Genomic DNA, 15,680 nt, shown 5'->3' with positions numbered 1-15,680 from the left:
GTCAGAAGTCGTAGTTATTGATGTTCTCTTTGCTGAACACCACGCGCTCCGGCAGCAGCACGATACCGTTGCCCTTCGCCTCATACTGGTAGCCCTGCACGCTATTCGGTTCGACCTTCAGCGAGCCGATATCTTTCACCTCAACGCTATCGCCTACGTTAAGATCGCCCTTTTTCAGCAATCGATCGGCGACGTTAACCGCAATTTTGCCCTGCTGAACCACATCCCACAGGCCGAACGCTTTTACCGTGCCGCGCTCAACGTACGGGCGCATCACGTTCGGCGTACTAAAGCCGACGATCGCCACGCCCTGACGCTTGAGGTTCTCCGCCGCCTGCGCCGCCGCCGGCAGCGCATTGGCATCCGGCGCGATAATGGCGTCGAGATCCGGATACGCTTTTAAGATCCCCTCGGCGGTTTGCAGCGATTTGGTGGCATCGTTATAGCCAAACTGGGTGGTGACGATTTGCCACTGCGGATGCTCTTTTTCGATTTTGGCTTTGGCTTCCTTCACCCACTGGTTCTGGTCGGTCACCGTCGGGCTGGAGTAGAAAAACGCGACTTTGGCGGCAGGTTTGCTGACCTGCTTTTCCGCCATCTCCACCAGCAGGCCGCCGAGCTGCTGCGGCGTGCCCTGGTTGATATAGATGCTGCGGCACTCCGGTTTGGTATCGGAATCCCAGGTCAGGACTTTCACCCCGCGCTGCATCGCCCGCTTCAGCGCCGGGCACAGGCCGTCCGGCGAAACGGCGGAGACGATAATCGCGTTGTAGCCCTGGTTGACGAAGTTGTTGATAAGCTGCACCTGACCGGAGACGCTGGGCTCGGTGGGGCCGTCATAGGTGACATCCACGCCCAGCGCTTTCCCCGCCTCTTTCGCGCCGTTGCCGCCGCTGGTAAAGAAGCCGACGCCGACCAGCTTAGGAATAAAGGCGATGCGGTCCGCCGCTTGCGCGGTAACCACGCTCATCGCCAGCGCCAGCGCGCTGACCTGCAGGATACGTTTTGTTTTCATTGTTGTGCTCCGATTGTTCTATGCGAGAAAAGACGCCGCCAGGTCGCGCGCACCCATTCACGGTGCAGGCTCAGCGAACGCCCCATCACCACCACAACCAACAGCGCCCCTGACAGCGCGCTCGACACCTGGTTGGGGATGCCGACCATCTGTAAACCCTGTTGCAGATACCCCACCAGCAATGCCGCCAGCGCGGTACCCAGTATCGATCCCGAGCCGCCGTAAATATTGGCCCCGCCGAGCACCGCCGCGGTCAGCGCCGGCATCAGCAGGTCGCGGCCTAAATCCGAACGCGCCGAGCCGAAATAGGAGACCATCACCAGCGCCGCGACCGCCGAGGCGACGCCCACCAGGCCATACAGCACGTACGGGATGCCGTTCACCGACAGCGCGGCATAGCGCGCGGCGCGCGGGTTTTGCCCGAGTAAAAAGAGATGGCGGCCAAAGCGCCCGCGATGGGTCAGCAGCCAGAAGAAAAAGGTGATAATCGCGAACAGCACCAGCGGCAGCGGCAGTCCGGCGAGGGTTAAATTGGCGATGGCGGTGAAGCTATCGGGAAAACCGCCAATCCCCTCGTAACCGGTCGCGCCGGCCATCCCGGAAAGCAGCAGCGCGCCGCCGCCGTACAGATACAGCGTACCAAGCGTGATCACCAGCGGGCTGATGCCGGTGTAGTGGATCAGTGCGGCGTTGAATAACCCGCACAGCAGTCCCAAGAGCAACGTCAGCGATACCGCCAGCCACAGCGGCCAGGCCGCCTGGGTCATCACCCCGAGGGCGATGGCGCACAGGCCGATGGTCGAGCCCAGCGAAATATCGATCCCGCCGCTGATGATGACCAGCGTCAGCGGCAGCGCGACGATACCGATGCAGATAAAGTCGCTGGTGCTAAAGAGCAGCATATTGAGATCCAGCATGCGCGGATTCAAGGCGCCGAATAGCAGGATTTCCGCGATCAGCAACGCCAGCAGCGCGCTTTCCCAGTTAAGCTTCAGCTTCATTTAAGCCACCTCTTTACTTTTGCGTTCGGGAAAGCGGGCAACCTGTTTGCTTCCTTTGTTACCTGGCTGAAAACGGCTGTACTTCAGCGCCCGCTGATGGCGGGCCAGCGCCTGACGCAGGCGGCCATCGAGCACCAGCACCCCGAGCAGCACCAGGCCGGCGATAAAGTCATTCCACCAGGCTGGAAGGCGGAACAGCACCAGCACGGTGTCAATTTGGGTGAGGAAAAAGGCGCCGAGAAACGCGCCGAGCAGCGTACCGGTACCGCCGAGCAACGAGATCCCGCCCAGTACGCAGGCGGCGATGGCTTTCATCTCCAGCCCGCTGCCGGTCTGATTAGGCACAAAACCAATCTGCGCGGCGAAGACAATCCCGGCGCAGGCCGCCAGCATGCCGTTGAGGGTAAAGGCCAGCATCCGCGTACGGTTGACTGCCACGCCCAGCTGACGCGCGGCGGCGAGATTATCGCCAACGGCGTAAAAATCACGACCAAAGGCGGTGCGCGATAGCAGCCAGCCGCCCGCCAGCAGCAGCGCCAGCACCAGCCAGCCCAGCGGCGACACGCCAATAAACGCGGGCTCCGAGAGCGATTTCAGGCTGTCGGGCAAACCCTCGATCCATTTCCCGCCGGTCCACAGCAACATCACTCCGCGATACAACCCCAGCGTACCGAGCGTCGCGACGATCGCCGGAATGCGCAGCCCCACCACCAGCAGGCCGTTAAAAGCCCCGGCCAGCGCGCCAATCGTCAGCGCGAAGGCGATAGCCGTCGCCAGCCCGTAACCGTTGTTCAGCGCCACGCCGACGGCGATGGCGCACAGCCCAACGGTCGAGCCTACCGACACATCAATATTGCGGGTCAGCATCACCAGCGTCGCGCCCAATGCCAGCAGGCAGAGGATCTGCGAGCTGGCGAAAATCATCGCCAGGGTCTGCAGGCTGAAATAGGCTGGATTGAGCGCCACCAGCACGACAAAGAGCGCCACGATGGCAAAGAAGGCGCTCAGTTCGCGATTCTTCAGTAACGTTTTCATGCCTGTCCTCCGAAGGCCAGGGTCATCATGCGATCGACGGTCACCGCCTGCCGCGCCAGCTCACCGCTGTAGCGGCCCTGATGCATCACCAACACCCGGTCGGCAAGATCGACGAACTCATCCACATCGGAAGAGATCATCAGCACCGCCACGTTTTGCGCGGCAACGCTTTTTAGCAGTTGATAGATATCGGCGCGGGCGGAGACATCCACGCCGCGCGTCGGCTCATCGACAATCAGCAGCAACGGATTAGCTTCCAGACAGCGCGCCAGCAGCACCTTCTGCTGGTTGCCGCCAGAGAGAGTGCGCACGGGCTGATCGCCATCGGCCAGCTTGATCCCCAGCGCCCGGTGATAGCGTTCAACCACCGCCGCCTCCCGTTTCCCCTGCTGCCACCACGACGGCTGATTGAACATCACCGTGTTCCAGCGCACCGGCGCATCGAGAAACAGCCCCGAGACCTGACGGTCTTCCGGGAGATAGACCAGCCCGCTGGCCAGCCGGGCGCGGGTACTGTCGCGGCTAATCTCGCGGTTCTCCAGCCAGATCCGCCCGGCGCGCGGAGGACGCAGGCCGTATAAGGTTTCGGCAAATTCGGTGCGCCCGGATCCCACCAGTCCGGCCAGACCGACGATCTCTCCGGCGCGGATCTCCAGATTGAGATCGATAAAGCCTTCTCCGGTAAGATCCTCCACTCGCAGCACGGGAAAGTCCTGCGGTTGCGTACGGCGGTTGCCCGGTAGCGACAGCCACAGCTTTTGCGTGTCGCTCAGCGCATGGTCGCGGCTGACCGGCGTCATCGCGTTAATCAGTTGCTCGTCGCGGTATGCCGCGGTCTCGCCGCTCAGCACCACCGCGCCGTCGCGCATCACCGAAATATGGCTGGCAAGCTGGCGGATTTCGGGCAATTTGTGTGAGATAAAGACGATCCCAACGTCCAGTGCCTGTAACGCGCGGATCTGGCTAAACAGTCTCTCGGTTTCACCCGGCGTTAAAGAGGCGGTGGGTTCATCCAGGATCAGGATCCGCGCCTCGCGCATCAGCCCGCGCAGGATCTCGACCATCTGTTGATCGGCTACCTCGAGCGTGCTGGCGCTGGCATCGAGGTTGATCTGGCAGTTCAGCTGCCGCAGTTTTTCCTGCAACCGCGGGGCGGTATCCGCCCGCTTCGGCAAACGAAAGAGAATGTTCTCGCGCACGCTGAGGTTGGGAAACAGCATCGGCTCCTGTGGCACCAGATAGATGCCCAGCTGGTGCGCCAGCGCCGGATTGAGGCGCGCAAACGCGCGTTCGCCGATCGTCAGTTCACCGCTATCCGGCGTTTCAACGCCGGCGATGATCTTCATCAACGTCGATTTACCCGCGCCGTTGCCGCCCATCAGCGCATGCACCTGGCCCGCGCCTAGTGTGAAATCAATGCCCTTGAGCACCGCAACGCCGGAGAACTGTTTGCAAATCTGGCGAGCTTCAAGCAGTGGCTTCATCATCGCGCCTCGATTGAACAAATGATTTTTAAATTTAATAATGTTCAAAAGCGTAGACGGTGAACTATATTTACAACCGTGCGAAGATCACAGTTTGGCGCTTTAGATCATCAGGAAAAAATGGGCCAGCGATGAAAGATCCGTTTTGCCAGTCGGCTCACACTTTCCGACCGCGCAATAGCGAACATATGATCTAAATTTTTATAAGAGTTCAATTTATGAGCGAAAAACGCATTACGGAAGAGAACCGCTACGCCGGGCTGGCGTTAGCCGAGGAAGAGCTGGTGGCGCGGGTGGCGTGGTGCTACTACCACGACGGCCTGACGCAAAATGACATCGGCGAGCGTTTGGGGCTGCCGCGGCTGAAGATTTCCCGTCTGCTGGAGAAAGGCCGCCAGTCCGGGGTGATCCGCGTGCAGATTAACTCGCGCTATGAGGGCTGTCTGGCGCTGGAAAGTGAACTCCAGCAGCGCTTTGGCCTCAAGATTGCCCGCGTGCTGCCGGCGCTCAACACCCCGCCGATGAATACCCGGTTGGGGATCGGCGCGGCGCAATCGCTGATGGGCATTCTGCAGCCGGGACAGCTGCTGGCGGTCGGCTTCGGTGAGGCCACCATGAGCTGCCTGCAGCATCTCAGCGGCTTTATCGGCTCGCAGCAGGTGCGGCTGGTGACCCTCTCCGGCGGCGTCGGCCCCTATATGACCGGCATCGGCCAGCTTGATGCCGCCTGCAGCGTCAGCATTATTCCGGCGCCGCTGCGGGTCTCTTCAGCGGAGGTCGCCGAGATCCTGCGCCGTGAGTCGAGCGTGCGCGACGTGATCCTCGCGGCAACGGCGGCGGACGCGGCGGTGGTCGGCATTGGCGCCATCGATCAGCGGCGCGACGCCACGATTTTACGCTCCGGCTATATCAGCGAGGGCGAACAGCTGATGTACGCGCGCAAAGGCGCGGTCGGCGACATTTTAGGTTATTTCCTGCAGGCCGACGGCCGGCCGGTAGAAGGACTGGAGATCCATCGGGAACTGCTCGGCGTAACCCTGGATGAGCTGGCGCAGCTGCCAACCATCGTCGGCGTCGCCGGGGGAGAAGAAAAAGCGCAGGCGATTTATGCCGCTCTGACTGGAAAGCGCATTAATGGCCTGGTAACGGAAGAGACAACAGCACGCGCGGTACTCGCGCTGGCCTCCTGACGGCCAGGCGCCGCGCGACAACAGCGAGGCGCATGTCATGAGTTACCTGTTAGCGTTAGATGCCGGGACCGGCAGCATTCGGGCGGTCATTTTCGATCTTAATGGCCGCCAGCTGGCGGTAGGCCAGGCCGAATGGAAACACCTGAGCGTCGATAACGTCCCCGGCTCGATGGAGTTCGACCTTACCACCAACTGGCAGCTGGCCTGCCAGTGTATTCGCCAGGCGCTCAACGCCGCCGGGCTCTCTGCCGCCGATATTCAATCCGTCGCCTGCTGTTCGATGCGCGAAGGGATCGTCCTCTATGACCGCGACGGCGAGGCCATCTGGGCCTGCGCCAACGTCGATGCCCGCGCCAGCCGCGAAGTGGCGGAGCTTAAGGAGATCCACGACTATCGTTTTGAATCCGAGGTATACGAGGTCTCGGGACAAACCCTGGCGCTTAGCGCCATGCCGCGCCTGCTGTGGCTGGCGCACCACCGCCCCGATATCTACCGCAAAGCGGCAACCATCACCATGATCAGCGACTGGCTGGCGGCGAAGCTATCCGGCGAGCTGGCGGTCGACCCGTCAAACGCCGGCACCACCGGCATGCTCGACCTGTTTAGCCGCGACTGGCGTCCGGCGCTGCTGGATATGGCCGGGCTGCGCGCCGATATGCTGTCGCCGGTCAAAGAGACCGGTACCCTGCTGGGCGCCGTCACCGAAGCGGCGGCGCATGAGAGCGGCCTGCGCGCCGGGACGCCGGTGGTGATGGGCGGCGGCGACGTCCAGCTCGGCTGCCTGGGCCTTGGGGTGGTGCGCGCCGGGCAAACTGCGGTACTCGGCGGCACTTTCTGGCAGCAGGTGGTCAACCTGCCGCAGGTGCGTACCGATCCGCAGATGAATATTCGTGTTAATCCTCATGTCATTCCCGGCATGGCGCAGGCGGAATCGATCAGCTTCTTTACCGGCCTGACCATGCGCTGGTTTCGCGACGCCTTTTGCGCTGAAGAAAAACTGATTGCCGAGCGGCTCGGCGTCGATGCCTATTCGCTGCTGGAGGAGATGGCCAGCCGCGTCCCCGCCGGTTCCCACGGCGTGATGCCTATTTTTTCTGACGCCATGCACTTTAAGCAGTGGTACCACGCCGCGCCGTCGTTTATTAACCTCTCCATCGATCCGGAGAAGTGCAACAAAGCGACCCTGTTCCGCGCGCTGGAGGAGAACGCGGCGATTGTCTCCGCCTGCAACCTGGCGCAGATTTCGCAGTTCTCCGGGGTGACATTCGAGAGCCTGGTGTTTGCCGGCGGCGGCTCTAAAGGCGCGCTGTGGAGCCAAATCCTCAGCGACGTCACCGGCCTGCCGGTGCGGGTGCCGGTGGTTCGCGAAGCCACCGCGCTGGGCTGTGCTATCGCCGCCGGAACCGGCGCCGGACTGTATGGCGATATGGCCAGTACAGGAGAACGGTTAGTGAGCTGGCACCGCGAGTTCACCCCAAATCCGCAGCATCGCGAGCTGTATCAGGAGATGATGAGCAAATGGCAGACGGTGTATGCCGATCAGCTTGGCCTTGTCGATAGCGGGCTGACAACGTCGATGTGGCAGGCACCGGGCCTGGAGCGCCGCCAGCGCGTAGCGTCTTCCCCGTCACCCTAACCACCGGTACCGATCCGCCTTTCCCCCTCTCCCTTTGGGAGAGGGCCGGGGTGAGGGACAACGATTTCCGTTATTTGAATCCCATCACAATCACCGCACTCCCCTTTTCCCTTTTTCTCCGCGACGGCTAAATTAGTAACTCATCCGACCACATAACAATAATTTTACATTGGAAGCCACTATGAGCCGCTATCCGTCGCTTTTCGCCCCGCTTGAGCTGGGCTTCACAACGCTCAAAAACCGCGTGTTGATGGGCTCAATGCACACCGGGCTGGAAGAGCTGCCGGACGGCGCGCAGCGGCTGGCGGCCTTTTACGCCGAACGCGCCCGTCACGGCGTGGCGCTGATCGTCACCGGCGGCATCGCTCCGGCGCCCTCTGGCGTCACCATGGCCGGCGGCGCGGTACTCAACGATGCCAGCCATCTGGCGCACCATCGCCATATTACCGACGCGGTACATCAGGAAGGCGGCAAAATCGCCCTGCAGATCCTGCACACCGGGCGCTACAGCTACCAGCCCGCGCTAGTGGCCCCTTCGGCGCTACAGGCGCCGATTAACCGTTTTACACCCCATGAACTGAGCCACGATGAGATCCTGACGCTGATCGATGATTTTGCCCACTGCGCCCAGCTGGCGCGCGAAGCGGGCTATGACGGCGTCGAGGTGATGGGCTCTGAGGGCTATCTGATTAACGAATTTCTCGCCGCGCGCACCAACCAGCGCGACGACCAATGGGGCGGCGATTATGCCAGGCGCATGCGTTTCGCCGTAGAGGTGGTTAAGGCGGTGCGCCAGCGCGCCGGCCACGATTTCATTATCATTTACCGTCTGTCGATGCTCGATCTGGTCAACGACGGCAGCACGCTGGCGGAAGTCACTGAACTGGCCAAAGCGATTGAAGCGGCGGGAGCGACCATCATCAACACCGGGATTGGCTGGCACGAAGCGCGCATTCCGACCATCGCCACGCCGGTACCGCGCGGAGCTTTCAGCTGGGTCACCCGCAAGCTGAAGGGCGCGGTGTCGATCCCGTTGATCACCACCAACCGCATTAACGATCCGCAGGTCGCGGAGGATATTCTCGCCCGCGGCGATGCCGATATGGTATCGATGGCCCGCCCGTTCCTTGCCGACGCCGAATTTATATCAAAAGCGCAGGACGATCGCGCCGATCAGATCAACACCTGCATCGGCTGCAATCAGGCGTGTCTCGATCGGATCTTCGTCGGCAAAGTCACCTCCTGTCTGGTCAACCCGCGCGCGTGTCATGAAACCCTGATGCCGGTCCTGCCGGCCAACGCGCCTAAACGGCTGGCGGTGGTCGGCGCCGGGCCTGCCGGTCTGGCCTTCGCCGTAAACGCTGCCGCCCGCGGTCATCACGTCACGTTGTTTGATGCGCTCCCGGAGATCGGCGGTCAGTTTAATATCGCCAAACAGATCCCCGGCAAAGAGGAGTTTCACGAGACGCTGCGTTACTACCGCACCATGCTCGATCTTCATGGTGTCGATCTACGCCTGAACACCCGCGTCACGACAGACGATCTGCTGGCATTCGATGAGACGATCCTCGCCACCGGTATCGCCCCGCGCCTGCCGGCGATCGACGGGATCGATCATCCAAAAGTGCTGAGCTACCTTGATGTCTTGCGCGATAAAGCGCCGGTTGGCGCGAAGGTGGCGATTATCGGCTGCGGCGGCATCGGCTTCGACACCGCGATGTTTTTAAGCCAGTCGGGCGCGGCCACCAGCCAGGATATCGGCGAGTTCTGCCGCGAATGGGGTATCGATACCAGCCTGCAAACGGCGGGAGGGCTGAGTGCTGAAGGCCCGCAACTGAGTAAAAGCCCGCGACAGATTGTGATGCTGCAGCGCAAAGCCAGCAAACCGGGCGAAGGGCTCGGCAAAACCACCGGCTGGATCCACCGCGCGACGCTGCTGGCGCGCGGCGTGAAAATGATCCCGGCGGTCAGCTATGAAAAGATCGATGATGAAGGGCTACATGTGACTATCGGCGGCGAGCGCCAGTTGCTGGCGGTCGATCAGGTGGTGATCTGCGCCGGTCAGGAACCGCGCCGCGAGCTGGCGGATCCGCTGCGCGCGGCGGGGAAAACGGTGCATCTCATCGGCGGTTGCGACGTGGCGGCGGAGCTGGATGCGCGTCGGGCGATTGCCCAGGGCACTAAACTGGCGCTGGCGATTTAGCCCTGTCCCGGGGGCGGCGCGATGCGCCTTCCCCGGGCTACCACGATAATCCCGGACGGTAGCCCGGCTAAGGCGACAGTCGGTAGCCGGGGGGAAACAACAAAAGGAATCAGCGCTGCTCACGCACCTTCGTTGCTTTCAAAACTACGAACTTATTGTTCGTCGCAATCGTCGGTAGCCCGGCTAAGGCGACAGCCGCAAGCCGGGGGGAAACAACAAAATGAATCAGCGCTGTTTACGCACCTTGGTTGCTTTCAAAATGACAAACTTATTGTTCGTCGCAATCGTCGTGCAATTACCAAAAGCGCGCTTCAGCTTACGGAAGTAATCGAGGTGGCGGTTGCCGACGACGTACAGCTCGCCGCCATATTTCAGGCTGCGGCGGGCATCGTTAAACATCTGCCAGGCAATATGGTCGGTAATCGCGTGCTGCTGATGGAACGGCGGATTACACAGGATCGCCGTAAAGCGGTCAGGCTCAATGCCGGAGAGCGAGTTATTGACCATAAATTCACAGCGTGCGATATCGTCCGGCAGGTTGCGCTCGACGTTCAACCGGCTGGAAGCCACCGCCATGTGCGACTCATCGGTGAACATCACGCTGGCGTTTGGGTTTTGCGCCAGCGCCTGCAGGCCAATCACCCCATTGCCGCAGCCGAGATCGGCGATCTCGCCTTCTAGATCAGACGGTAAATGCTGCAGGAAGAAACGCGCGCCGATATCCAGTCCGCTGCGGGCAAAAACGTTGGCGTGGTTATGGATGGTCCACGGCGTGCCGTCCAGCTTCCAGCTGTAGGTTTGCGGCGCATCGGCAAGCTTGGGGGCGGTGAAAACGCAGTGGATCAGACGCGCTTTTTTCCACGCCAGCGAGGTGGTGGTGGTGCCGAGGATTTTTTCAAACAGCGCCAGCGTCGAGTTGTGCACATCACGGGCTTTCGCCGCGGCGATGATGCGGGTTTCCGGCGTGACCACTTCGCGCAGGGCGCGCAGTTGCTGTTCCAGCAGCGCCAGCTGTTTTGGCACCTTAATCAGCACCAGCGCCGGCGCGGCCGGTAGCGGGCTCAGGCTATCCTGAAAGCGCACGCTCTCTTCATCGATACCGTTCATCCGCAGGTTGTGGCGGGTCGCCAGCTCGGAAATAAAGGAATCATTGATGCTGACCGGGTTGCGCGCCGCCAGCGCGCAGGCGAGCGCGCCGAAGCCGTCGTTGAAGATGAGCGTCAGGCCGTCGACGTCATTCACCTGTTGCAGCAGATATTCATCCGCCGCTTCCCATGCCTGTAGCGCTTCTTCTTCAGCGTTAGGTGGGAACCGCTCTAATGTGAATAACTCACCGTTTAACTCTGCCTGGCTCATCGCCTCTCCGCCTCCGGAATACTAAAACCCGCGAGTTTATACGCAAACTTCGCCCAGTTGAATAGAGATCGGTCGATTATCTCCCGCTTTCCTGCGCCATATGCGACAGACGTTTATCATCCAGACTGTAGCGATTCATTATCACTATCAACAGCGCCACCAGCACACCCGGGAAGAGAGTGAACAACAATTTAATCATCTGCAGCGCTGAAGCCGATTGCTGCGCGGCGCCGCCGACGTAGTCCCCCCACGCCAGCAGATAACCCACCAGCGCGCCGCCGATGGCAATCCCTAATTTGATTGCAAACAGGTTGGTTGAGAAGACAATTCCGCTGAGCTTCTTGCCGCTGCGCTTTTCTTCCGCATCAATGATATCTGAGAGCATGCTCCACTGTAGCGGTGTTGCCGCCAGCTGAATGATATTGATGATTATCACCAACGTGAAGATGGCGGCGACGTTGCCCGCCGGGACGAAATACATCGCGATTAACAGCACCGCCTCCAGCGCCATTGACAGCTTGAAGCCCTTCACTTTATCGATGTTCTTAAATATGAACGGCGACAGCATGGCTCCCACCACTCCGGAAGCCAGCGTGGTGGTCAGCAACAAGCTGCCAAGATCCGCGCGCCCCATAATGTTATTGACGTAGTAGAGCGTGGTACCGCCTTTGAACAGCACGGCGATCAGGTTCACCACGTTCAGCGTAAATAAAATGCGCCAGTCTTTGTTCGCCAGCAGGGTTTTCAGGTCATCAAGGATGCTGCTCTGATTATTGGCCGTAATGTCTGTAGAGTAGCGCTCTTTAGTCAGGCCAAAACAGATAAAGAACAGCACGATGCTCAAGGCGCCCATCACCATCATGGTGTAGAAATACCCGTTTTGCAGATTGCCTTTCCCCAGCCAGGCTACCAACGGTAGCGCAGTCAGCGACACAATCAGGCCGCCTAAGGTACTTAGCGCAAACCGCCACGACTGCAGCGATACTCGCTCGCGGGAGTCATTGGAAATATTATTAATCATCGCGCAGTACGGGACGTTAATAGCGGTATACACTAACGATAATAAAGTATAAGAAACATAAGCATAAATTAACTTACCGCTATAACCTAAATCCGGGGTATAAAACGTTAAGCAGCACAATACGCCAAACGGAATGGCAAACCATAAAATATAGGGCCGGAATTGACCATATTTAGTGCGGGTTCTATCAGCCACCGCCCCCATTAATACATCAGTCACCGCATCTAATACTCTGACGGCTAAAAACATGGTTCCCATATGCGCGGGGCTTAAACCAAATACGTCGGTATAAAACCAGGCCATGAACAGCATCACTGTTTGCCATACTAAATTACAACCGGTGTCGCCTAAGCCATAGCTGAATTTTTCTTTGATACTAATACGAGCAGTATTCATCGCGCCTCCGCAATAAGAGCACTGTTAGATTTGATAGGCATACGTTATTGCTAAGGGCAATCCGGTTATGTATAAATTATCCTGTTAAATATAAGAAGAGTGTACCCGATGAGTGACGAATCTCCCGTTTTCGAAAAGATCCCCGTTGGCGCAGGTGAACTCTTTACGCTGCGAGCAGATAACATAAATGATTTCAATGGGATAAATGTAGTTCCACATTTCCATATGATGGACGAACTGATGTGGTTCAGAGAATCAGGGGGAAGCTATTCCATTGGCGACGAAAAATTTACCATTAAAAACAACACGCTGGTATATGTCCCTGCCCTACTCATTCATGAAATGACGCTACCGCCCGCTGCCAGCCACAAGCGTTATCTTATGCAATTCGAAAAAGAGTGGCTGGAAGGATATGATCTGTCGCTACCTGCGGCCCACTGCGGCGCGGTAGTTTATCTTTCCGGCGAGGAGGCTGAGCGCCTTGAGCTGCTGCTGAGCTGGTGCAGTGAGTTCAGCGACTTCTCCGATTCGCTGTTCCGTTCCCTGATGCAAAGCGTACTACTGCATGCTTTTAATCGCCTTAAAGATTCCGTTCCTGTTACCGAACGAACCCATCATCGCTACCTGAGCGAACTTATCGAACTACTACAAGTCATTAATGCCAATGAAAATTTTGAAATGACAACAGAGGAAGCCGCCCGACGCTGTCAGTGGTCAAAATCCTGGTTTTCCCGCACCTTTAAATCCGCCTTTGGCATCAGCTTTAAGAAATTCATGCTGCTGCGCAAACTCAATATCGCTGTCAATCTGCTGACAAACACCGACCTGAAGATCAGCGATATCTCGCAAAGTGCCGGCTTTACTGACAGCGCCTACTTCTGCCTCAAGTTTAAAGAGATGATGAACGATACTCCGCAATCTTTCCGCCACAAAATCAGAAGCACCGATGCCGTAGGCAGTCGGGCGGAGAAATAAATCGTTTTTTGTGAGCAGCATCACCAGATAAGTGGACGTTTATTATATAAATGGAAACAGTCTATATATCTCCTGAGTCATCCTCCACTTAAAATTATTGCTATATTTTGAGCATTAAGGATAAATACGATGATTCAGAATCCTGTCTTTAGAGGTTTTAATCCTGACCCCTGTATATGCCGCCGCGGCGATGATTATTATGTGGCGGTATCATCATTTGAATGGTTTCCCGGACTACCGGTTTATCATTCAAGGGATCTTAAACATTGGCAATTGCTCACCCATGTGCTTACCGATGATAATAACCCAGACTTAAAAAAACTGCCTTCTGCCAAAGGTATTTGGGCCCCAAGCCTGACCTGGTGCGAAGAAGAAAAGCTGTTTTATGTCATTTATGGCGTTATGAATTCAATGAACTCCCGTTATTTTGACGTTGATAATTATCTTATTACCGCCGAGGAGATCACTGGCCCGTGGAGCGCCCCCGTTTATCTCCATTCTGCTGGATTCGATGCCTCAATTTTGCACGACCACGATGGCAGAAAATGGATCGTCTCACTGGAGTGGGAAACTCGCGAAGGCTATGAAAAACCGGGAGCGATCTGCCTGGTGGAATATTCGCCGCAGACGCACAGCGTCATCGGCTACCCGCAGCGCATCTGGCACGGCGGTACCGACCGCGGCTGCATTGAAGCGCCGCATCTGACGAGACGCGGCGACTATTACTACCTGATGGTCGCCGAAGGCGGCACCGGTTACGGGCATTCTGTCACCATGGCCCGCGCCACCGAGGTCGCTGGCCCCTATCAAGGCGATCCGCTCAATCCAATCGTCACATCCTGGCCAGAGAATTTTAACGAACGCAAAGATACAGGCCATCTCAAGCCCCACTATTTCAATCCGGAAACCTACCTGCAAAAGGCCGGGCACGGTAGCTATGTCGAGACCCCAACGGGTGAAGTCTGGCTAACCCACCTTTGCAGTCGTCCGTTTCGCCAGGAGCTACGCTGCCCGCTGGGTCGCGAAACGGCGATCCAAAGGATGGAATGGAGCGAGGATGGCTGGCTGCGCCTGGCCGCTGGGGGTCATCTCGCACAGCATCAGGTAGAAGGATCCCGTCTGCCGCCGCACCCGTTTCCACCAAAAGCGGACCTTGATGATTTTGATGAGCCAAGGGTGGATAACGCGTTTTATGCGCCGAGGATCCATTTCCAGCGTTTTACCTGCCTGACGCGTAAAGCAGGCTATCTTGCTCTACGCGGTCAGGAGTCGCTGAGCTCGCTCAATAAAGTCAGTCTGCTGGCGAAAAAGCTGACCTCGGTATACGCCAACATCAGTACGAAGATGGATTTTAACCCGGAGATTTATCAGCACAGCGCTGGACTGGTGCTCTATTACGACAACATGAACTATCTGTTTTTACATAAAACCTGGGATGAAACCTCTGGCGCGGCGCAACTGGCTATTATCTACATGGATAACGGTGAGCGTCACGACGATCCACAGAAAATTCGCCTTGCCGAGGGAGAAATCTATCTCGCGATTGCTATTAATGGCCGAGAGGTACAGTGTTCATGGTCTGTCGACGGTGAGCACTATCACCCCATCGGAGCGGTCTACGACACATCGCATTTCTCCGATGAATACAGCCGCTACGGCGAGTTTACCGGGGCGTTTGTCGGCATGGCCTGCGTGGATAGTATGCTGCATCGCAAAGAGGCGCTGTTTGATTTCTTCTGCTACCGGGCGGATGAAGACGCGATAATCGAGTAACGATGCCTTTCTGGCATCCTGTCCGCACAGGGTGCTAGAATCCCCGGCTGTTGTCGCTTAATTACGCAAACGGGCTACATGAGCACATTACCTTATCTCCATGGCTATCCTGAATCGCTGTTGTCGCAGGTCACGGCTTTAATCGAGCAAGACCGCCTCGGCGAGGTGCTGCAAAAGCGTTATCCGCAGGGGCATGACGTTAACAGCGATAAAGCGCTGTATCAGTACACCCAGGATCTGAAGGCCCGCTTTCTGCGCGGAGCGGCGCCGATCAACAAAGTGATGTACGACAGTAAAATCCACGTGCTGAACAATGCGCTCGGCCTGCATACCGCGATTTCCCGCGTTCAGGGCGGTAAGCTGAAAGCCAAAGCGGAAATTCGCGTGGCGACGGTGTTTCGCGACGCGCCGGAGGCCTTTCTGCGGATGATCGTGGTCCATGAACTGGCGCATTTGAAAGAGAAAGATCACAACAAAGCCTTTTATCAACTGTGCTGCCATATGGAGCCACAGTACCATCAACTGGAATTCGATACCCGCCTGTGGCTGACGCACCTTTCGTTAAATCGTTCTGCGTAGTGACGCACTGGTTTTG

Annotated in this window: 12 protein-coding genes; 6 read left to right on the top strand and 6 right to left on the bottom strand. The window is 58.1% G+C overall.

The genetic code is table 11. The annotated features are described in order from the left end of the window. Position 1: 1 nt before the first annotated feature. Genes lsrB through lsrA form a run of 4 tightly spaced genes read right to left on the bottom strand, consistent with a single transcriptional unit; the run spans position 2 to position 4,535 of the window. On the bottom strand, positions 2–1,015 hold the full coding sequence (lsrB, locus tag HMPREF3096_RS13060; RefSeq protein ID WP_008806564.1) for an autoinducer 2 ABC transporter substrate-binding protein LsrB: 1,014 nt from the start codon (positions 1,013–1,015) through the stop codon (positions 2–4). After that, positions 1,012–2,016 (bottom strand): autoinducer 2 ABC transporter permease LsrD, encoded by a 1,005-nt coding sequence (lsrD, locus tag HMPREF3096_RS13055; RefSeq protein ID WP_032731293.1) that lies wholly within the window; start codon positions 2,014–2,016, stop codon positions 1,012–1,014. The genes lsrB and lsrD overlap by 4 nt, the downstream gene beginning before the upstream one ends. Then, the gene (lsrC, locus tag HMPREF3096_RS13050; protein ID WP_032731294.1) at positions 2,017–3,051 is read right to left on the bottom strand and encodes an autoinducer 2 ABC transporter permease LsrC; all 1,035 of its coding nucleotides are present in this window, start codon (positions 3,049–3,051) and stop codon (positions 2,017–2,019) included. Then, positions 3,048–4,535: an autoinducer 2 ABC transporter ATP-binding protein LsrA gene (gene lsrA, locus HMPREF3096_RS13045; RefSeq protein WP_032731295.1), complete on the bottom strand. Its 1,488-nt coding sequence runs from the start codon at positions 4,533–4,535 to the stop codon at positions 3,048–3,050. The genes lsrC and lsrA overlap by 4 nt, the downstream gene beginning before the upstream one ends. Positions 4,536–4,753: 218 nt before the next feature. On the opposite strand from lsrA, the gene lsrR reads away from it, so the two are divergent. The 3 genes from lsrR (at position 4,754) to HMPREF3096_RS13030 (ending at position 9,564) form a co-directional block, all read left to right on the top strand. Further along, positions 4,754–5,725 (top strand): transcriptional regulator LsrR, encoded by a 972-nt coding sequence (gene lsrR, locus HMPREF3096_RS13040; RefSeq protein WP_012540508.1) that lies wholly within the window; start codon positions 4,754–4,756, stop codon positions 5,723–5,725. A gap of 37 nt (positions 5,726–5,762) precedes the next feature. Next, entirely contained in the window at positions 5,763–7,361 is a 1,599-nt protein-coding gene (gene lsrK, locus HMPREF3096_RS13035) for an autoinducer-2 kinase (protein ID WP_016161858.1), read from the top strand. A 181-nt stretch (positions 7,362–7,542) separates the two neighbouring features. Next, entirely contained in the window at positions 7,543–9,564 is a 2,022-nt protein-coding gene (locus HMPREF3096_RS13030) for an NADPH-dependent 2,4-dienoyl-CoA reductase (RefSeq protein ID WP_004181395.1), read from the top strand. A 225-nt stretch (positions 9,565–9,789) separates the two neighbouring features. Here the strand turns inward: HMPREF3096_RS13030 and rlmG are convergent, their stop codons facing one another. Both rlmG and HMPREF3096_RS13020 read right to left on the bottom strand, forming a co-directional pair. Continuing rightward, the gene (gene rlmG, locus HMPREF3096_RS13025; RefSeq protein ID WP_012967193.1) at positions 9,790–10,920 is read right to left on the bottom strand and encodes a 23S rRNA (guanine(1835)-N(2))-methyltransferase RlmG; all 1,131 of its coding nucleotides are present in this window, start codon (positions 10,918–10,920) and stop codon (positions 9,790–9,792) included. Between the two features lie 76 nt (positions 10,921–10,996). Continuing rightward, the gene (locus HMPREF3096_RS13020) at positions 10,997–12,337 is read right to left on the bottom strand and encodes an MFS transporter (protein ID WP_008806572.1); all 1,341 of its coding nucleotides are present in this window, start codon (positions 12,335–12,337) and stop codon (positions 10,997–10,999) included. A 108-nt stretch (positions 12,338–12,445) separates the two neighbouring features. Here HMPREF3096_RS13020 and HMPREF3096_RS13015 point away from each other — a divergent pair, with 108 nt between their 5' ends. From HMPREF3096_RS13015 to HMPREF3096_RS13005, 3 genes are all read left to right on the top strand, one after another. Beyond that, positions 12,446–13,312 carry a helix-turn-helix domain-containing protein gene (locus HMPREF3096_RS13015; RefSeq protein ID WP_012540503.1) on the top strand — a complete coding sequence of 289 codons (867 nt, stop codon included), beginning with the start codon at positions 12,446–12,448 and terminating at the stop codon, positions 13,310–13,312. Between the two features lie 129 nt (positions 13,313–13,441). Next, positions 13,442–15,085, top strand: coding sequence for a glycoside hydrolase family 43 protein (locus HMPREF3096_RS13010; protein WP_012967192.1), 1,644 nt, complete (start codon positions 13,442–13,444; stop codon positions 15,083–15,085). A 78-nt stretch (positions 15,086–15,163) separates the two neighbouring features. Further along, positions 15,164–15,664: a M48 metallopeptidase family protein gene (locus tag HMPREF3096_RS13005; protein WP_012540501.1), complete on the top strand. Its 501-nt coding sequence runs from the start codon at positions 15,164–15,166 to the stop codon at positions 15,662–15,664. Positions 15,665–15,680 lie beyond the last annotated feature (16 nt).

The sequence above is a fragment of the Klebsiella sp. HMSC25G12 genome (assembly GCF_001807705.1).
In the GTDB taxonomy this organism is placed as follows: Bacteria; Pseudomonadota; Gammaproteobacteria; order Enterobacterales; family Enterobacteriaceae; genus Klebsiella; species Klebsiella variicola.
This window is presented reverse-complemented; position numbering and strand designations above follow the sequence as displayed.